The organism is Arthrobacter ginkgonis (assembly GCF_039540195.1).
GTDB lineage: Bacteria > Actinomycetota > Actinomycetes > Actinomycetales > Micrococcaceae > Zafaria > Zafaria ginkgonis.
Map to the genome: position 1 here is coordinate 80643 of NZ_BAABEO010000025.1, position 17807 is coordinate 98449.

A 17807-nucleotide genomic window follows, 5' to 3' on the forward strand; every position below is an offset into this window, starting at 1 on the left:
ACGGCGTGTTGCTCCGGGGGTTCGCGGAAAAGTATGGACCCGGAGGGCGGCCTCAGGACCGTCCGGCGGCCGCCGTCTCGGACAGGTCTCCGGCCGCAGCGCGCAGGGCCCTCAGGTAGCCGGCAAAACCACCGGCTGTCCGGCCGTCCAGCCGCCCGGACGTCACCGCGGGCACGGCGCCGGAGGCAACCACCGTCTTCCGCGCCTTCCGCAGGGCCTCGACCAGCAGGACGTCCTCGTCGAGGGACACCGCGGGGAATCCGCCCGCCTCCAGATACGCGGACGCACGGACCCCGAGGTTGGCGCCGTGGACATGCGGGTGGCCGTCCCCGGAGTCGTGGTCCCCGCGCCACAGCCCAAGCAGTTCCGGATCGGTGTCCAGGGGGTCGGGCTCGACGGTCCCCAGCACCGCGTCGGCGCCGGCATCGGCCAAGTCGGCCCCGACGGCCAACCACTGCGGGGGCACCAGGGTGTCGGCGTCGGTGCAGCCGATCCAGGTGGCCTCGAGGCCGCGCCGGCCCGTGCCGGCCATGAGCGCTCCGACGCCGGCCGCGCGGGTTTGGCCGACGCTGCCGAAGCCCACCTCAAGGACCAGGATCCGCGGGTCGTCCGCGGCAGCGGAGGCCGCGATGCGGGCGGAAGCATCCGTGCAGCGGTCCAGCACTACCGCGCACCGCGCCGTGCGGCCTCCGCGCCGGGCCTCGAAGTGGTCCATCGCCCGCCGCAGGTGGGCCAGGCACACGGGCAGCAGGTCCTCCTCGTTCCGCACCGGAACGACGACGGCGGCGTGCCGGATCCGGCGGTTCCCGAGGCTCATGCCGCCGGCCCGCGTTGTTCGGGTCCGGGCCGCTCGAAGACTTCCAGCAGGAACTTCTCCTCGCGGTGCACCACGACGGGTTCGCCGGCGACCGTCCGGGTGGCCCGGTGGACCTCCTCCCCGTCCAGCGGCCAGCCGACGATCGGTCCCAGCCAGTGGCACAGCAGCAGGTGGCCACCCGGGCGCAGCGCGGACCACGCCCGGCGGAGCAGGTCGTCCAGCTCGCCGGCGGCCAGGAAGTAGCCGATTTCCGAGACCACCACCAGCTCCAGCGAGCCCTCCGGGAAGGACCAGGCTCCGGGGAGCACGGCGTGACGCAGCCGGACGTGCCCCAGGTGTTCCAGCCGTTGGCGGGCCAGGTCGATGGCCCGGCCGCTGGCGTCCAGGGCGTCGAGTTGGTCGCAGCGCTCGGCCAGCCGGGCGGTGAGCACGCCGATCGAGCACCCGGCCTCCACCGCGTGGCCGTACCGGGGCCGGGGCAGGCTGGCCAGGGTCACCGCCCGCTTGCGCTGCTCGTACCAGGAGGACAGGTATCCCCAGGGGTCGGGGTCGCGATGGTAGAGGGAATCGAAGTCGGAGGTGGCGGTGCCGGCTCCGCGATAGCCGGCCGGCGTCCACCGGTAGGTCTCGGACGGCCGGTCGAAGTGTTCCAGCATGCCCGGGAGCAGCAGGACCTCGTCGCCGGGCTGCCCGGACAGCGCATGGACCTGGGAATGGTGGGAATCCATGGCCCGGCGCTTGGCCGCTCGCCCGTCGTCGTCCAGGGGCAGCAGGTGCCATCCGCGCCAGCGTCCGTCCTCCGGCGAGGCCCAGTGCCAGTACCAGATGGGGAACTCCAGCAGGTCCAGGCCCTGTTCGGTCGCGGCCCGGGCGGCCGCCGCGCCCAGGGCCTCGTGGTCACCGTGGCCGTCGTGCCGGTAGGTCGAGGCGATGAGCAGGCGTGCCGGATCCGCCGCCCTCAAGGCAGCCACCTCGGCGGCGATCTCGCGGTTCAGCCGGGGACCGTGGTCCTGCAGCGCGCCGTCCGGAAGCCCCAGAAGGCGCCACACCAGCGAACCGGCCCCCGGGGAACGTCTGCCCTCAGGGTCTGCTCCGTCTCCGCGGACAGCGTCCGGGTCCAGCGCGCGCATCGCCTGGTCGAATTCCAGCGTCCGCAGCTCCGCCAGCGCCCCGGGGGTGCGCGTGGGCGAGTCCGGATGGGAGGCTTCCCCAGCGGTGCAGAGCAGGACCCTCACCCGGGCGCCGGCCCGGAGGGCGTGCCGAATCAGGCCGGCCGCGCCCAGGGATTCGTCGTCGGGGTGCGCCGCAACCACCAGCAGCCCGTCCCCGCAGCCGGGGAGCGCCTCGCCGGGAAGGACGGGGAGGCTGGTGACTCCCCCGTCCAGCCAGGACTTTTCCGGGGTGCCGCCGTCGTCGTGGCGGAACGTCACCATGGACGGTCCTCCTCCAGCAGCAGGCGGCCCAGGGCGGCATCGTCGCGCGCGGCGTGGTGCTGGCGGATGTACAGGCCGAGGTCGGCCACGCGCCGGGCGTGGTCCTCGTCGAAGGCCAGCGGCCGCGGGCCCCCGGCCTGGCCGCTGATGTCCAGGATCCGGCGACACAGGGCCTCCACCTGTCCGCGCACCCGGTGCGCGTGGATCCAGGTCGCGGTCCCGCCGTCGGCCCGCCGGGCCGCATCGGCCAGCAGGGCGGCCGCTCCGGCCAGGAGCCGGTCCGCCTCACCCAGCCACGCCAGCGCGAGCTGGTCCGGTTCCCGCCGCAGGGCGGCGGAGTGCAGGCTCCGGTACAGGCCGACCGCCCCGCCGAACCAGCACGCCGCGACCCCGATGCCGCCGGCGGCGAAGCCCGGACGCTGCAGGTACCAGCCGGCGGCTCCCACGGGTTCGGCGGGGGCGCCGTCGAAGTGGACCGGCCCGCTGGGCACCTGCCGGAGCCCGCGGCTGTGCCAGTGGGCCTCCGCCACGCGCACCTGCGGCAGCCGGAGGTCGACGGCGAAGGCGCGGCGGCCGCCGTCGACGTGGGCGGTGACGATGGCGCGGTCGATCTGCCCCGCCAGGGAGCACCACGGCTTGGTGCCCTCGAGCCTCCAGCGGCCGTCGTCCACCGCAACCAGCTTGGTGTCGGGGGATTCGGCGGCGAAGACGCCCCACACCGTCCCCGGCTCCGGGACGATGCCGGCCTGGTCGAGGATCGTCAGGGCGTCCAGGTGGGGTTCGACGGCGCGTGCCGCCGTCAGGTCCAGGGAGGCGAGGGTGGCCAGCAGCCGCCACCAGCGCTCCGCGTTGCCACGCAGGGGCGACAGCCCAGAGCCGATGCTGGGCAGGGTGCCGGTCCGGAGCAGGGCAATGACCGGCGCCGGATCGCCGTGGCAGTCCGATGCCGCCGCAGCCAAGGCCGCTTCCGCTGCCGACGGCGGCTCGGCAGCCCCTTCCGAAAACCTCACCCATCCTGAATCCATGGACAGCCTTTCCACGTGCTCCGTGTCCCCACCCTAGCCATCCGGGACCGGATTTTGGGATTCGGCCCGGCCGCGGCGAGCGCGCATCCGCCGGGGCGTCGGGGCGGCAGCCATGCCTAGTCACCGGCCACGTGGCCCCCGGCGTCCGCCGCGGGCGGGGACTTACGTTCTCCGGGACAACGGCCTAGGTTGACCCTATGAAAGTCGTGTTCGGTCTTTGGATGGCCTTCATCGTGGGGGGTCTCGTGTACATGATCGCCATCGGGCTGGCGGGGCGATGAAGGGCCAGGGAGGCATCCGGCAGCACGGGCTCAGCCTCCTCTTCGCCGTCCTGTTCCTCGCGGCGCTGATCGGGCAGTCCTTCGCGGGACTGGCCGTCTACAACGAGGACCAGCTCTCCCACGGCCAGGCCGTGGTCACCTACTGGCAGTTCGTGACGTCGTCGGCCTTTGTGGTGGACGTGGCGGAGAACTGGCAGTCGGAATACCTGCAGTTCTTCCTGTTCATCCTCGCGACCATCTGGTTCATCGAAAAAGGGTCCCCGGAATCGAAGAAGCCCGGCGACGAGGGAGTCGGAACGGACGAGGAACAGCTGGTGGGGCCCCACGCCCGCCCGGATTCCCCCCGCTGGGCCAAGGCCGAGGGGTGGCGCCGCACCCTCTACTCCAACTCCCTGCTGCTGGTGATGGGCGCCATCTTCCTGCTGTCCCTGTGGGCCCAGTCGCTCGCCGGCACGGTGGTGTACAACGAGGAGCAGGCCGAGCACGGCCAGCCGGCGGTGGACTGGCTCGGATACGTCCTGTCGGCCGACTTCTGGAACCGCACCCTGCAGAACTGGCAGTCGGAGTTCCTTGCCGTGGGCAGCATGGTGGTGCTCTCCATCTACCTGCGCCAGCGCGGTTCCGCGGAGTCCAAACCGGTGGGCGTCCCCCACCACACCAGCTCGACCGAGAGCGAGTAGGACGCTTTTCGCGACGAGGCCGGCAGCCCGGGCGCGGGAATGCCGTGGGGAATCCCCCGCTTTCCAGGCCTTGGCAACCGGCGGTGGCGCGTGTCACACTCAACGCCATCCCGCGTAGACGCGCGGGCCCATCGCGACGCCGCCGGGGAGGTGCCATGTCCGCCTCCCGGCTCGAAGCGGCCCTGGCCGCCAGCGAGGATCCCACCGCCAAGGCCCGCACCCTGCTGCCGCTGCACCGGATCTGGAGCGAGACGGCAGCGATCCCCGGACCCGTGCGCCCCGTCGTCGCCCGCTCCTGGCAGCGGCAAAACCTCGGCCCCGCGGTGATTCGCCCGCTGGATGCCGCGGGAATCCGCGAGCGGCGCGAACGCGCGGCCGGGCTCTCCTCGCTGGTGCCGCTGCTGCGCGAACGGCTGCTCGGGCTCGCCGCCGACGCCGGCAACGAGCTGGTGATCAGCGACGACGAGGGCTATGTGCTGTGGGTCGACGGGCCCTCGCAGGTGCGCCGGCGCAGCGACGGAATCGGCTTCGTCGGCGGCGCCCGCTGGCGCGAGACCGACGTGGGCACCAACTCGCTCGGCGCGGCGATGACCGAGCGCGCCCCGGTGCAGATCTTCGGGCCCGAGCACGCCCGCGAGGAGCAGCACGCGTGGGTGTGCACGAGCGCGCCGCTGCTGGATGCGGCCGGCGCGGTGCTGGGCACGGTCACGCTCTCCGGCTCCTACCGCACCGCCCACCCGCACACCCTCGCCCTGGTCTGCGCGGCGGTCGCGGAGGCCTCCGGGCTTCTGGCGGTCCGGCGCGACGCCGAGCTGGCGCAGCTGGCCGGCCGCGTCCCCGCCCCGGCCGCGCCGCACGTGCTCGTCGACCCCGCCGGCTGGGTCGCGCGCACGCACGGCTTCGGCGTGTCCGGGCGGCTGCGCCTGCCCGGCGGCCTGGGGCCCGGTCCGCTCTGGGTGGCCGGGCTCGGGCACGTGGTGGCCGAAGCGGTCGACGGCGGCTGGACCCTGCGCGCCGCCGACACCCGCACCGAACTCGAACTCATCGCCCACCCGGCGCCCCGCGCACTGATCCACCACGGCGACTCCAGCACCGCCGTGCCGCTGAGCGAGCGGCACTACCAGATCCTGGCGCTGCTGGCCGCGCACCCGGCGGGGCTGGACGTACGCGGCATGCTGGCCCGGCTCGACGGGGCGACCACCGAGGTCACCGTGCGCGCCGAACTCTCCCGACTGCGCCGCCGCCTCGGCGGGCTGATCGAATCGCGGCCCTACCGCCTGGTGGTCCCGGTCCTGGTGCACGGCTGAACCCTCGGACGGCTGCAACGTCATGCAACGCTGCCGCGGATGTGACGCGCCTCATACGCTCGTGCCATCGGTTCACGCTTTCAAAGGAGATGGCCATGGATGACGAACAGGCATGGGCGGCGGCACGCGAATGGTTCACCGCCCTGGGCTCGGCGCTCGGGTCCGGGGACGCGGCGGCGGCCGCGCAGCTCTTCGGCGAGGAGTGCTACTGGCGGGACCTGGCGAGCCTGACCTGGAACCTGCACACCGCCGAGGGGCAGGACGGGATCCAGGCGATGCTCGAGGGCATCGAACGCGGCGCCTGGCCCCGCGAACTCGAGGTCACCGGCGCCACCGAGGCCGACGGCGTCGTCGAGGCCTGGTACAGCTTCCGCAATGACGCGTTCAGCGGACTGGGGCTGGTGCGCCTGCGCGACGGTGCCTGCTGGACGCTCCTGTCCACAGCCCAGCACCTGGCCGATTTCCCGGAACCGAGCGGACCCCGGAGGAGCCGCGGCGCCCAGCACGGGGAGGAGATGACGGCGGAGAACTGGCTGGACCGCAGGACCCGCCGGCAGGCCGAGTTCGGCATCGCCGAACAGCCCTACGTCCTGGTCGTCGGCGGCGGCCAGGGCGGCATCGGGCTCGCCGCCCGGCTCAAGCGCCAGGGCGTGCCGGCCCTGGTGGTCGACAAGCACCCGCGTCCTGGCGACCAGTGGCGCTCGCGCTACCACTCGCTCTGCCTGCACGATCCGGTCTGGTACGACCACATGCCCTACCTGCCCTTCCCCGACCACTGGCCGGTGTTCACGCCGAAGGACAAGATGGGCGACTGGCTTGAGCATTACACGCACCTGATGGAACTGGACTACTGGTCCAACACCGAGGCCGTCTCCGCCAGCTATGACGAGCAAGCCGGGCGGTGGAGCGTGGAGGTGCTGCGCGAAGGTGCGCCGCTGACCCTCGCCCCCTCGCATCTGGTGCTCGCCACCGGGATGTCCGGGGTGCCCAACATCCCGTCCATCCCCGGACAGGACGTCTTTGCCGGGGAGCAGAACCATTCCTCCACCCACCCCGGCGGGGAACGCTACCGGGGCAAGAACGTCGTCGTGGTCGGCTCCAACAATTCCGCCCACGACATCTGTGCGGACCTGTGGCAGAACGGGGCCAGGCCGACCATGCTGCAGCGCTCGAGCACGCACATCGTCCGCTCGGACTCGCTGATGTCCACCGTGCTGGGCCCGCTGTATTCGGAGGAGGCGCTGGCCAACGGGATCGACCACGAGACCGCGGACCTGATCTTCGCCTCCATCCCCTACAAGGTGCTTCCGGAGGTGCACAAGCCGGCCTTCGCCGCGATCCGCGAGCAGGACGCCGAGTTCTACCAGGGTCTGTCCGACGCCGGATTCGACCTGGACTTCGGCGACGACGGCTCCGGATTGTTCCTGAAGTACCTGCGCCGCGGCTCGGGCTACTACATCGACATCGGTGCCTCCTCACTGGTGGCGGACGGCTCCATCGCGCTGGCCCACGGCGACGTCGCCCGCCTCACCGAGGAGGCGGTGGTGCTCACCGACGGCACGGAACTGCCGGCCGACGCCGTCGTCTACGCCACCGGCTACGGCTCGATGAACGGCTGGGCGGCGCGGCTGATCAGCCAGGAGGTTGCCGACGCGGTGGGCAAGTGCTGGGGGCTCGGCTCGGACACCGCCAAGGACCCCGGGCCGTGGCAGGGCGAACTGCGCAACATGTGGAAGCCCACCCGGCAGCCGAACCTCTGGTTCCACGGCGGGAACCTGCACCAGTCCCGGCACTACTCGAAGTACCTGGCGCTGCAGCTCAAGGCCCGGTTCGAGGGGCTGGACACCCCGGTCTACGCGCTCGCGGAGACCCACCACACCGCCTGAGAAGGATCCCGGCGCCCGCGGGACGGAAGCATCACCTCCGTCCCGCGGGCGCCGTCGCGCCCTCCCCCGCACCCTCCTCCGGGGTGCCGCCGTCGACCGGACCGGCGTGGTCACAGATCGCGGCGCATGATGAGCCGGGGCATCCTGCCCGCCACCGCGTCGGTGGTGCCGATGACCCGGAATCCCGCCTTCTCGAACATCGAGCGGGTGCCGACGAACGCCATGGTCAGGTCCATGCGTCCCTCCGGATCCACGGGGTAGGCCTCGACCGCCGGAGCACCCCGCGAGGCGGCATACCGGACGGCTCCCTCGATGAGGCGGCCCGTAACGCCCTGCTTGCGGCGGCCGCTGCGCACGACCACGCAGATGATGCTCCACACCGGGACCTCGTCCACGGGCCGCATGAGCTTCGAGGCCGCCAGCCGCGGGATCTCGGAGCGGGGGCCGATGCTGCACCACCCGACGGGCTCGCCGTCGCGATAGGTGAGCACCCCGGGCGGATTCTCCCGCTCGCACAGCCTCCGCATGGCCTGTTCGCGGCTGCCGCCGCCGAGCTCCTCGATGTCCTTGGCCCCCAGACGGTGCGAGAGGCACCAACAGTGGGTGTCGCGTCGGTTCGGGTTGATGACGTCAGCGAAGTCCTCGAACCGGTCGGGGGTGACCGGACGGGTCTGCCAGTCCGTCGTGGGCGCGGCCTCGGTCATGGGACCATCCTGCCGTCCCGGTCCGGTCCCCGACCAGTCCCCGGCGGGGTCAGTCCGCCCGGCCCTCCGCCGTCTTGCGCGTGGTGAACGGCAGGACCAGCCGGGACTGGTGGGCGGCGTCGCGGTAGATCTTGTGCGTGACGGGCCGGCCCACCGGCAGGTGGAAGGCGTCCGGCGGCAGCAGCGCGTTGTGCTCGTCGGCCAGCGGTTCGCTGTTGGACAGTTCCGCCACCAGCTTGTGGCCGGGCCGGAAGGTGTTCGCGAACGGGTAGAGGCGCACCACGTACTCCTCGATCCTGCCCGGCTCCACCGGCACCACGCGGGTGTGCGGGTGGTACGGGTTGCCCTCGGTGGTGCGCTCGTCCAGCTCGCGGTGCGAGGCCTTGAGGTAGCCGGTGGTGATCAGCTGGCGCTTGCCGTTCGGCGCGGCGTCCCACAGGCGCAGGATGAAGTTGGTGTCCGGCTGGTCGATCTCGGCGAAGAGGTGCGCGGCACCGGTGCCGATCATCTCCGCATCCTCCTCGAAGACGGGGGTGGACCAGGAGATGATCTCCACCTTGTCGGTCACCGTGAGCGGCGCCTGGTAGAAGCCGTCCGGGGCGGCGTACTCCGCGCCCATCGGCTCGGGCTCGGTGGAGAGCTTGTGGCGCGGGCGCAGGTACAGGGACCTGTACTCGATGTCCTTCGGCGGCCAGGCGTCCGCGGTCACCAGTTCCCGGGAGCCCTCCACGAAGACGCTCACGGCCGGCTCGTCCATCACGCCGTTGTCGATGCCCTTGATCCAGTAGTCGTACCAGCGGAACATCTTGTCGTGCTCCTCGATGAAGGGCCGGGACTGCATCGGCGGGTAGGGGCCGATGTCCAGCTTCTTGGGCCCCTTGAGCTCGTTGAACAGCTCGATGGTGCCGTCCAGGGTCCAGCCCCGGCCCTGGTCCAGCTGCAGCCAGACCGGGATGTCGATGTTCGGGGCCAGCGTGATGGGGTTGCGCTCCTCGTACCATTCCCCGTCGAGCTCGTTCATCACGATGTCGAACCAGGCCTCGTGGTTCTTGGGGTAGTTCAGCACGTGCACCAGGTTGGGCCAGGCGGCGACGTCCGGGTCCTCGAGGCGCATGGCGACCAGCTTCTTGAGCTCCTCGGGCGAGTGCTTCTCGATCATGCGGGACTTGACGTTGTCGGTGAACGCCCAGCCGGAGTCGCCGCCGCGGCCCTCGCGGGCGGCACGGGGCATGAACCACATGATGCCGCCGTGGTAGGTGGTCTCGTAGAAGTCGTAGTGGCCGCCGGAGACGAAGATCGCCTTCAGGCTCGGCGGGCGCTCGGCCGCGGCCAGCACCTGCATGGAGCCGAAGTAGGAGATGCCGACCATGCCGACGTTGCCGTCGCACCACGGCTGGGCGGCGACCCACTCGATGAAGTCGTACGCGTCCTGGCCCAGCGAAACGCCGCCGGCGTTGTAGTTGCCGACGTGCTCGCCTTCGGAGGCGCCGGAGCCGCGCAGGTCGCCGATGACGTGGACGTAGTCCTCCTTGACGATCCGAGCGATGTCCCCGGCCTCGATGCAGCCGTCCCACATGGGGCTGGGGCGCCGCTGCGGCGGGGTGGTCAGGGCCAGCGCCTGCAGTTCCTTGCCGTACGGGCTCAGGGCCACCAGCGCCGGGCGCGGCTTGTCCTCGAGGCCCTGGTAGGCGTCGGCGGCGAGCTCGACGCCGTCCCGCATCGGGACGCGGAGGTCCTTGCGGATGGCGATCGTCTCTCCGCCGGCGTTCCACGTCGTGAAATCAGCCATGAGTGTGCAGCTCCTGTTCAACGTTGGATGCCAGGTCTCCCGCTGGCAGGCATGCCCTTTCGAGCACGACTCAGTCATATTATTATAATAATATAGTTGTGGGCAAGGCCACAGCGCCAGGGACCCCTCGTGGCATCCCCCGCCGCGAACAGGGTCCCGGCCCGCGTGGCCGACAATCATCAAAGACCGGGAACGGGTTTTGGAGCTGAGGAGAGAACAATGACGCAAGAAGTGAAAATCCATCCACTGGTGTCGCCCTGGGGCCGCTTCGGCCTCTACAGCTTCTTCATCGACGCTCCGGAACCGGCCATCGTCGACACCGGCATCGCCTCTTCCCCGGCCAAGGGCATGGCGCCCGCCCTCGAGAAGCTCGGCCGCCGCATCGAGGATGTGCGCTGGATCCTGCTGACCCACGGCCACATCGACCATCTCGGCGGCGCGCACGCGCTGTGGGAGCTCACGGGCCGGCGAGCGCAGGTGGTGATCCACGAGGCCGACGCTCCCCTGCTGCGCTCCCGGCGCGCGCACATGGACCAGTACGTGGACGTGCGCCAGCAGTACCTGGACAATCCGAACGCCGTGGAGGAACAGACCAGGATGGCGGAGGCGGTCATCTCCGGCGAGATGGAGCCGGCGGTCCTCGTGAAGGGCGGCGAAATCCTTTCCCTCGGCGGGGACGTCACCGTCTCCGTGCACCACATCCCGGGACACACGGCCGGTTCCGTGGCCTACGTCGTGGACGGGCAGCAGTCCGTTTTCGTCGGCGATGCCGTGCAGATCCACGGTGCAGCCAACGGCTTCCCCGGCTACGAGGACCCGCTCGCCTACCGCTCCAGCCTGCGGTACCTGCTCGACGAGGTCCGCCCGCAGCACCTCTACCTTGGCCACCCCTACCGCGGCGCGGACGGGGTGCCCCACGGCGTCGAACTGGACAGCGAGACGGCCCGGACCGCCCTGCAGGGGAGCCTGGACCTCGAAGCCAGGATCGACGGCGCCGCCCGCCGGTATCTGCGCGAGGGCCTGCGGGAGACGGACTCGGTGTACTCCCCGTTCGCCCCGGTCGCCGAGGAGCTCGGCTACGGGGGCGATCCCACGCTGGAGCCCTCCCCCTTCTTCACGACGCTGCACGGCTACCGCCGACTGGAGGCCGCCTCCCGCTGACCCCGGCACGGACCACGACGGCGGCGCGCCGGGCGGGCGCGCGCCGCCGTCGTTCCCGGCCGCCTTCGGCCCGATGCGGGATCGGCCCAATCCAGGGTCGATTCAGTACAGGAAGATCGGCAGCCAGTCGCGGTTGTGTGCGTGCACCAGCGCAAGGAACAGGGCGAAGTCGAAGGTCAGGTGCACCGTGACGACGTAGCTGAAGGACTTCGTCAGCTTGAAGGTGTAGCCCTGCAGCAGCGCGAACGGAAACGTCAGAAGCGGCCCCCACGCCTGGTAGCCGATCTCCCACAGGAAGGACGAGAAAACCACGGCTTGAAGGAGGTTGGCCAGCCAATCCGGAAAGTGCCGCCGCAGCAGGGTGAACATGGTGCAGATGAAGAACAGTTCGTCCCAGATGCCGACGGTGTTCACTCCGAGGAAGAGCCGCCAGAAGATGGTCGGGTCGGAGGCGTCCGGCCAGTTTTGGTAGACCCCCGTGCGGATCAGGTAGGCGGGCAGAACGAGGTAGCCGAGAAACACCACGCCGATCAGGTACAGCTTCGCGGGCAACGGCCATTTGCGGCCGGTGTTCACCGGAAACCTGATGATCCTCTCGCGGTAGACGAAGCGCGACACCAGCCACGGCACCAGCACGGCCAAGGCGAGCGCCCCGCCCATGAGGGCCATGTGCTGGAGGCTCAAGTCGGCGTTCAGCGGGACCAGGCTGATGATGACCATTCCCGCCGCTACCAGCGCGAGGTGCCGCATCAGCTCGCGGTCGATGAAAGCCGCCGTGGCCAGGCCCAGGGCAAGGGCGCCGTAGCCAAGGGGATCGTTTTCGAACCCAAAGAGAAGCACTCCGGACGCGGAGACAAGCGCCGCCGGCACCAGCTTCCAACTGAGGGCGGTACGTGGCGTTTCCGTCGAGGTCAATGACACCCCACCAGCATGTCAGGACGGCACGATGGCGGCACGCATCGCAGGATGATGCGTGCCGCCGTCGTCGACCTTCGTCCTACGGGGCTGCCGTCACGGCGTCCCCGGCGGCGGCCCCGCTGTTTTCGTCGCGGTTGCCTTCGTCCCGGCCCTTCCGTGCTGCCTGCGCAGCGGCCAGCGGAACGAAGAGGAAGGCCAGGGCGGCAAAGATTCCCGGGATGGCAAAGAAGAGGAAGTTCATCTGCACCGGGAGGCTGAGCGTCAGCAGGACGCCACCGAAGGTCGGTCCGACGATCGCCCCCAGCCGCCCGACGCCGGAGGCCAGCCCGATCGCCGTCGAGCGCATGAAGGACGGGTAGTACTGGGAGACGAAGGAGTAGGAAATGTTCTGGGCGCCCATGGTGCACGCACCGGTGATGAACACCAGCACCATCAGGATCGCCATGTTGTTGCCGAATCCCAGCAGCGTCAGCGAGACCGCCGAGATCGCGAACATCGGGACGAGCACCTTCTTCACGCCCCACTTGTCGGCGAGCTTGCCCAGCACCAGGGTGCCGGCGATGGCTCCGACGTTCAGGACGATCATGAAGGTCAGGCTGGAGCCCAGGGCGTATCCGGCCTCCACCATCAGCTTGGGCAGCCAGGTCGAGACGCCGTTGATCATCAACAGGCACATGAAGAAGGCGATCCAGATCATGATCGTTCCGAGCGCGCGGCGGTTCTTGAACAGGGCGCCCACCGGGCTACCCGCTTCCTTCTCCTGCAGGCCGGTGAATTCCGCGTCCGCCGAAAGGGCTGCGGTGGGGTTCACCTTGACCAGCGCCGCACGCAACTCACCGAGCCGCCCCTTCTCCAGGAGCATGGCCGGGGAGTCGACGAAGTACCTCATCATGAACGGCAGGAACAGCAGGGGAAGGATGGCGACCCAGTAGACGGCATGCCAGCCGAAGGCGGGAAGCAGCAGCATGGAGACGAAGGCGGCCAGGATGCCGCCCACGGAGAAGAAGCACATGACGACGGCGACCAGGGTGTTGGCGCGCCCCCTCGGTGCGTAATCGGTCAGCATCGCGATGAGGCAGGGCAGGATGCCGCCGATGCCCAGACCTCCCAGGAAGCGCAGGACGGAGAACTCCAGGGGTCCCGGCGCGAAGCCGCACAGGGCCGAGGCGAGGGAAAAGAGGATGACGCTGGCCGTGAGGATCCTCTTCCTGCCGAACCGGTCCGCGAGGATTCCGAAGAGGATGGCGCCAACCATCATCCCGAAGATGCCGTAGCTGCCGATGGCCCCGGCCTGAATGGGATCCAGCGACCATTCCTTCATCAGCACCGGCAGGACCGATCCGTAAACGACCAGGTCATACATGTCGAAAGTGATGATGAAGCAGGCCCAGAACAGCATTCCGGCGTGGAAGCGGCCGAAACCCGCCCCGCCGATGAAATCCCTGATGTTGATGGTTGTCATGTCGATTGTCCCTAGTGGTTAACGGTGCCCGCGGGCACGTGCCGATGAGGTACTTCGGATACAGGTCGGCGGCACGAGCCGGATGACTCGTGCCGCCGATGGATAGGCGGAAGGGGCGGGGCCCCGTGGGCTCAGTCCCGTTTCAGGAAGTCGCCTGTTTCCCGGAAGGCCCGGTGGAACTCCGGGATCCAGGAGAAGTTCTGGACGAAGCCGTGGTTGGACCCGGCGTAGCGGCTGACCGTGGCGTCGACGCCGGCCTCCTTGAGGCGGTAGCCGTAGAGTTCGCCCTCGTCGCGCAGGGGGTCGTACTCGGCCGTGATGACCAGGGCCGGCGGCAGGCCGGACAGGTCCTCGCGCTTGATGGGCGAGACGAGGGGATCGGCCGGATCCGCCCCGCTCTCGAGGTAGAAGGAGTTGAAGGGTTTGAGGCCCGCCGTCTCCAGCCCGTACCCTTCGGCGTTCTCCCGCAGCGAGGCGTAGCGGTCGACGTCGAAGTCCAGGTCCAGCGACGGGTAGAACAGCACCTGGTGCGTGATGCCGGCGAACCCGTCGTCGTGGGCCTTGGCGGCGACCGCGGCCACGAAGGTCCCGCCGGAACTGTCGCCGGCGATGGCGAGGTTCTTCCCGTCCCAGCCCAGCCTCTGCCCCTGCCCGGCGGCCCAGCGGACCACCCCGTAGCAGTCCTCCAGGCCCGCCGGGAAGGCGGCCTCGGGGGCCCGGCGGTAGCCCACGGAGATGACCTTGTGGCCGGTCTCCCTGGCCAGGGACCGCGCGACGTGGTCGTGGGTGTCCAGGCTGCCCAGGAAGAACGCGCCGCCGTGGAAGTACACCAGCAGGCCGTAGGTCTCCGCCTCCACCGGCGTGTAGATCCGCACGGGCACCTGTCCGGCTGAAGTCTGCAGGGTCAGGTCCTCAACGGAGTGCAGCGGCAGGCGCTCCTCCAGCGGGGCAACCATGGATTCCTCGTGCGCGCGCATGGCCTCCGGGTTCAGCGGAGAGCCATCCGGAGCAGGAAGGGTGGCGAGGATCTTGGCGATTTCGGGATGGATAGCCATTGGGCGACCTCGGCCTTACTGGTTGGCCGGGAACGCGGAGTCCACCGCGTCGGCGTGCCAGCCGAGGCGGGAGACGCGCTGCAGTTCATCCGTCACCGGTTTGCGGGTGGCCTGGTAGATCGACAGCGCGTCCTTCACGGAGTCGCCCTGCAGGAGCGCCTCGGCGAGGCCGTCGGCATCCAGGATCGCCGAGTTCGCGCCCTGGCCCTGATGGTGGAGCATCGCGTGGGCCGCATCGCCCAGCAGCGCGACGGAGTCGGTGTGCCACGAGTCGACCGAATCGATGTCGAACACCGAACGGCTCGTCACCTGGCTCAGGTCGAGCTCCCGGGCGACCTGGACGATCCGCTCATCGAAGCCTTCCAGGATCTTCACGAGGTACTCGGTCGAGATCTCCGGCGCCCACGAGTCGTCGTCGGACGGGGCCGTGATGTCGTAGGAGAGCTGCCCGCGGTGACGCAGCGGCAGGTTGTAGGCGATCGTGCCGTTCTCGCCCATGTAGAAGCGCGGGTTGTCGTCCGTCACCAGCCCGTGGGCGTCCTCGATCGAAATGACCGCACGGTAGGCGTGCTCGCCGGAGAACACCGGCTCCTTCTGCGAGAACAGTTGGTTGCGCACCGTCGAGCGGATGCCGTCGGCGCCGATCACGAGGTCGGCGGTGACTACCTCGCCGTTCGCGAAGGTCAGCGTCGCGTGGTCGCCGTTGTCCTCGATGGTCTCCAGCTTGTGGCCGAGGTGCACCATGCCCTCGGGGAGCACGCTGAGCAGGGCGTCGATGAAGTCCCCGCGGTGGATCATGCGGTTGTGGTTGACCTGCTCGTAGGCGTTCAGGAACGGCCACTCCTCGTTCGCCAGGACGTGCTTGCCGTCCGCGCTGAGGATCTCCAGGTGGTCGCTGGGCGAGCTCACCGCGGCGATCGCATCGAAGATGCCCCACTTGCGGAACAGTTCGACCGACGGCGGGCGCAGCCCGATGCCGGCGCCGACCTGGGCGAGGGCGGATGCCTGCTCATAGACGTGGACATTTTCCGCGCCGATGCTCTGCAGCGCCTTGGCCACGGAGGCCCCGCCGTAGCCGCCGCCGACGATGGCGATCTTGAGGTTCTGAATTTCCGAAGCCTTCATTGTTTTTCTCTTTCTTGACCCAGGGCGTCCCTGGAAAAACGGGGGTGTGGTGGTGTGCCGAAGGATCAGGCCTGGATCGCCAGGAAGTCGGCAGGGTTCTCTTCGAAGATGGCCTTGAGCTGCGCGTCGCCGATGCCGTTGGTGCGCATGTCGGGGATCAGCACCTCGAAGATGTAGTTCACGGTGTGGCCCTTGACGCCGGGCCAGCCGAGCGGGCTGCAGTTGGCGTCGGCGGAGACGAGGAGCTGGTCGAGGTATCCCTTGCCCACCAGGTCGATGAAGTGGTCCATGCGGTCCTTGCGCGGACGGGCCCAGAACGGCGGGTCCGGGAGCTCGGTTTCGTAGCCGAAGGTGTCGAAGCCGATGCGGCCGCCTTCGCCCATGATCATTTCGCTGGGGGTGCTCGCCGCGTTCAGGCCGTCGTCGGCGTGCCCGAAGAGCACGCGGTCCAGCGGCAGGCCCTCCTCGCGGAAGATCGCGATCGCCGGCTCGGGGTCGATGGCCAGGTGGGTGAGGACCGGCACCCCGGTCACGACGGCGGCGCGGGCCGCTGCCCGGTAGATGCGCTTGTCCAGTTCGGTCATGCGGCCACCGCGGCTTACGCCGACCTTGATGATGCCGGCCTTGCTGCCGGTGTCCCCGATGCCCACGGTGATCTCGTGGATGAAGACCCGGGCCAGGTAGTCGACGGTCGCACGGGCGAAGTGCGGCAGCGCGGTGTCCCCGCCGACGAACCCGGTGCAGGCGACGATGTTGACGCCGGTCTTCCTGGACAGGGACTTGTAGTAGTCGATGTCGCGGCCGTTGCAGATGCCGGTGGCGTCGACGAAGGTCCCGCCGCCGTTTTCGTGGAACGTGCGCAGCTTCGGCACCGTCTCTTCGTAGGCCTGCTCGGGCGTCTTCCACCACTTGGAGTCCAGCTCGGACCCGGGCATGCCGTATCCGATGTGCTCGTGGATGGCCACCAGGCCCAGTTCTTCGGCCGGGATCGTCCCCAGCACGGTGTTTACCTTGGTCATTACTGTCCCCTCGGGAAAAAGCTTGTTGGGTGTGTGCCGCCGCGCGTTCAGCGCACCGACAGCAGGTTGCGCGGGTTGTCGACGAGGATGCGCTGGGCATCCTCGTCGCTCAGGCCCTGCGACTTGAGGAAGGGCGCGAACGTGGACAGGACGTAGCTGTACGGCAGGTCGTAGTCCGGCAATCCCTTGGCCACGCCGATCGCGTTGCCGGACAGGATGATCTGGTGCCCGTGGCCGGCCGCGACGAGTTCGAGCACCAGGGCCGCGCGCTCGCGGTCGGTGAGGTAGTCGCCGTCGTCGTTCAGGCCGACGTGGTCCAGGCCCACGAAGGCCCCCCGGCGGGCCACCTCATGGGCGGCGCCGGCGGCGTCCTTGCGGTCAAGGTCCCCCACAAGCACCCGGTCGGCCGGAATCTTCTCCTCCAGCACGACGTCGAGGTCGTGCACGGCGTCGGCGCCGAAGCGGATGGACACCGGCACCCCGGTGTCCAGCGCGGCGCGGGCCGAACCGCGGAACAGGCTCTCCTCGGTGGCGGTCATGCCGCTGCGGTCGGCGGTGGTCGTGACGATGCCGGCGGCGGCACGGCGCTCAACGCGGGGGACCACCATGCCCTCGGTGACCTCCTTGGAGAAGAGGTCCGCGAACTTCTCGGCCGGCCACGGGGTCGGGGGGTTGGTCTGCGGCGTCAGAAAGTAGCCGCCGAGCTCCTCCTCGGGGCCAAGGCCCGTGGAGGCGACGATGTGCACGCCGGTAGAGCGGGACAGGGCCTCGTAGAGCTTGAGGTCGCGGCCGTGGAACATGCCTGTACTGTCGACGATGGTCTTTCCGCCCTGGGCGCGGAAGTCCGCCAGCTTCGCGGCCAGGATCTCGAAGATCTCCGCCCGGTCCATGGTGATGTCCGGGGCGTACTGGGCGCCGGGGAGCACCGAGAGCAGGGCCTCGTGGACCCCGACAACACCCAATTCGTGAGCGGGGACGGGGCCAAGGACCGTGTTGACGGTTTGGCCGGTGACATTCGTTGTATCCGTCATTGGCACAACCTTTCGTCAGCGTCACGCCCTCATTGGCGTCACGCGCTGGGAAGGATCATGCACCGCGCGACCTCTGGATGGATCCTCGCCGAACTCGGTGCAGGCGATGTAAAC

The 17807-nt window shown here is 69.7% G+C and carries 15 protein-coding genes; 4 read left to right on the top strand and 11 right to left on the bottom strand.

From position 1 onward, the window contains the following. Window positions 1-52: 52 nt before the first annotated feature. Genes ABD912_RS18905 through ABD912_RS18915 form a run of 3 tightly spaced genes read right to left on the bottom strand, consistent with a single transcriptional unit; the run spans window position 53 to window position 3275 of the window. A complete protein-coding gene (locus tag ABD912_RS18905; protein WP_345153306.1) occupies window positions 53-817 on the bottom strand; it encodes a glycosyltransferase family 2 protein in 765 nt (254 codons plus the stop codon). Then, window positions 814-2250 carry a bifunctional PIG-L family deacetylase/class I SAM-dependent methyltransferase gene (locus tag ABD912_RS18910; RefSeq protein WP_345153308.1) on the bottom strand — a complete coding sequence of 479 codons (1437 nt, stop codon included), beginning with the start codon at window positions 2248-2250 and terminating at the stop codon, window positions 814-816. The genes ABD912_RS18905 and ABD912_RS18910 overlap by 4 nt, the downstream gene beginning before the upstream one ends. Continuing rightward, entirely contained in the window at window positions 2244-3275 is a 1032-nt protein-coding gene (locus tag ABD912_RS18915; protein ID WP_345153309.1) for an acyl-CoA dehydrogenase family protein, read from the bottom strand. Before ABD912_RS18915 ends, ABD912_RS18910 begins: the two co-directional genes overlap by 7 nt. Window positions 3276-3552: 277 nt before the next feature. On the opposite strand from ABD912_RS18915, the gene ABD912_RS18920 reads away from it, so the two are divergent. From ABD912_RS18920 to ABD912_RS18930, 3 genes are all read left to right on the top strand, one after another. Next, window positions 3553-4236 carry a DUF6766 family protein gene (locus ABD912_RS18920; RefSeq protein ID WP_345153310.1) on the top strand — a complete coding sequence of 228 codons (684 nt, stop codon included), beginning with the start codon at window positions 3553-3555 and terminating at the stop codon, window positions 4234-4236. 155 nt (window positions 4237-4391) lie between these two features. After that, entirely contained in the window at window positions 4392-5543 is a 1152-nt protein-coding gene (locus ABD912_RS18925; protein WP_345153312.1) for a helix-turn-helix domain-containing protein, read from the top strand. Between the two features lie 89 nt (window positions 5544-5632). Continuing rightward, complete coding sequence (locus ABD912_RS18930) at window positions 5633-7429, top strand: NAD(P)/FAD-dependent oxidoreductase (RefSeq protein WP_425548109.1); 1797 nt, start codon at window positions 5633-5635, stop codon at window positions 7427-7429. A 110-nt stretch (window positions 7430-7539) separates the two neighbouring features. Here ABD912_RS18930 and ABD912_RS18935 read toward each other — a convergent pair whose 3' ends face one another. Together ABD912_RS18935 and ABD912_RS18940 are read right to left on the bottom strand one after the other, a co-directional pair. Next, window positions 7540-8133: a GNAT family N-acetyltransferase gene (locus ABD912_RS18935; RefSeq protein ID WP_345153316.1), complete on the bottom strand. Its 594-nt coding sequence runs from the start codon at window positions 8131-8133 to the stop codon at window positions 7540-7542. 49 nt (window positions 8134-8182) lie between these two features. Then, window positions 8183-9922, bottom strand: coding sequence for a CocE/NonD family hydrolase (locus ABD912_RS18940; protein WP_345153319.1), 1740 nt, complete (start codon window positions 9920-9922; stop codon window positions 8183-8185). 219 nt (window positions 9923-10141) lie between these two features. Between ABD912_RS18940 and ABD912_RS18945 the strand changes: the two genes are divergently transcribed. Further along, window positions 10142-11083, top strand: coding sequence for an MBL fold metallo-hydrolase (locus ABD912_RS18945; protein WP_345153322.1), 942 nt, complete (start codon window positions 10142-10144; stop codon window positions 11081-11083). Window positions 11084-11185: 102 nt separating this feature from the next. On the opposite strand, the gene ABD912_RS18950 is transcribed toward ABD912_RS18945, so the two are convergent. The 6 genes from ABD912_RS18950 to ABD912_RS18975 form a co-directional block, all read right to left on the bottom strand. Next, window positions 11186-12004 carry a CPBP family intramembrane glutamic endopeptidase gene (locus tag ABD912_RS18950; RefSeq protein WP_345153324.1) on the bottom strand — a complete coding sequence of 273 codons (819 nt, stop codon included), beginning with the start codon at window positions 12002-12004 and terminating at the stop codon, window positions 11186-11188. A gap of 76 nt (window positions 12005-12080) precedes the next feature. Further along, window positions 12081-13463 carry an MFS transporter gene (locus ABD912_RS18955; RefSeq protein WP_345153326.1) on the bottom strand — a complete coding sequence of 461 codons (1383 nt, stop codon included), beginning with the start codon at window positions 13461-13463 and terminating at the stop codon, window positions 12081-12083. A gap of 131 nt (window positions 13464-13594) precedes the next feature. Beyond that, a complete protein-coding gene (locus ABD912_RS18960) occupies window positions 13595-14518 on the bottom strand; it encodes an alpha/beta hydrolase (RefSeq protein ID WP_345153327.1) in 924 nt (307 codons plus the stop codon). Window positions 14519-14533: 15 nt separating this feature from the next. Further along, a complete protein-coding gene (locus ABD912_RS18965; RefSeq protein WP_345153330.1) occupies window positions 14534-15643 on the bottom strand; it encodes an FAD-dependent oxidoreductase in 1110 nt (369 codons plus the stop codon). A gap of 65 nt (window positions 15644-15708) precedes the next feature. Further along, window positions 15709-16662, bottom strand: a complete 954-nt coding sequence (locus tag ABD912_RS18970) for a phosphotriesterase family protein (RefSeq protein WP_345153333.1) — start codon at window positions 16660-16662, stop codon at window positions 15709-15711. Between the two features lie 47 nt (window positions 16663-16709). Beyond that, window positions 16710-17693 carry a phosphotriesterase family protein gene (locus ABD912_RS18975; protein ID WP_345153336.1) on the bottom strand — a complete coding sequence of 328 codons (984 nt, stop codon included), beginning with the start codon at window positions 17691-17693 and terminating at the stop codon, window positions 16710-16712. Between the last annotated feature and the right edge of the window lie 114 nt (window positions 17694-17807).

Excerpts from the sequence above, each read along its gene's own strand:
- ABD912_RS18905 (WP_345153306.1), bottom strand. The coding sequence starts at position 817 with ATGAGCCTCGGGAACCGCCGGATCCGGCACGCCGCCGTCGTCGTTCCG.
- ABD912_RS18910 (WP_345153308.1), bottom strand. The coding sequence starts at position 2,250 with ATGGTGACGTTCCGCCACGACGACGGCGGCACCCCGGAAAAGTCCTGG.
- ABD912_RS18915 (WP_345153309.1), bottom strand. The coding sequence starts at position 3,275 with ATGGATTCAGGATGGGTGAGGTTTTCGGAAGGGGCTGCCGAGCCGCCG.
- ABD912_RS18920 (WP_345153310.1), top strand. The coding sequence starts at position 3,553 with ATGAAGGGCCAGGGAGGCATCCGGCAGCACGGGCTCAGCCTCCTCTTC.
- ABD912_RS18925 (WP_345153312.1), top strand. The coding sequence starts at position 4,392 with ATGTCCGCCTCCCGGCTCGAAGCGGCCCTGGCCGCCAGCGAGGATCCC.
- ABD912_RS18930 (WP_425548109.1), top strand. The coding sequence starts at position 5,633 with ATGGCCATGGATGACGAACAGGCATGGGCGGCGGCACGCGAATGGTTC.
- ABD912_RS18935 (WP_345153316.1), bottom strand. The coding sequence starts at position 8,133 with ATGACCGAGGCCGCGCCCACGACGGACTGGCAGACCCGTCCGGTCACC.
- ABD912_RS18940 (WP_345153319.1), bottom strand. The coding sequence starts at position 9,922 with ATGGCTGATTTCACGACGTGGAACGCCGGCGGAGAGACGATCGCCATC.
- ABD912_RS18945 (WP_345153322.1), top strand. The coding sequence starts at position 10,142 with ATGACGCAAGAAGTGAAAATCCATCCACTGGTGTCGCCCTGGGGCCGC.
- ABD912_RS18955 (WP_345153326.1), bottom strand. The coding sequence starts at position 13,463 with ATGACAACCATCAACATCAGGGATTTCATCGGCGGGGCGGGTTTCGGC.
- ABD912_RS18960 (WP_345153327.1), bottom strand. The coding sequence starts at position 14,518 with ATGGCTATCCATCCCGAAATCGCCAAGATCCTCGCCACCCTTCCTGCT.
- ABD912_RS18965 (WP_345153330.1), bottom strand. The coding sequence starts at position 15,643 with ATGAAGGCTTCGGAAATTCAGAACCTCAAGATCGCCATCGTCGGCGGC.
- ABD912_RS18970 (WP_345153333.1), bottom strand. The coding sequence starts at position 16,662 with ATGACCAAGGTAAACACCGTGCTGGGGACGATCCCGGCCGAAGAACTG.
- ABD912_RS18975 (WP_345153336.1), bottom strand. The coding sequence starts at position 17,693 with ATGACGGATACAACGAATGTCACCGGCCAAACCGTCAACACGGTCCTT.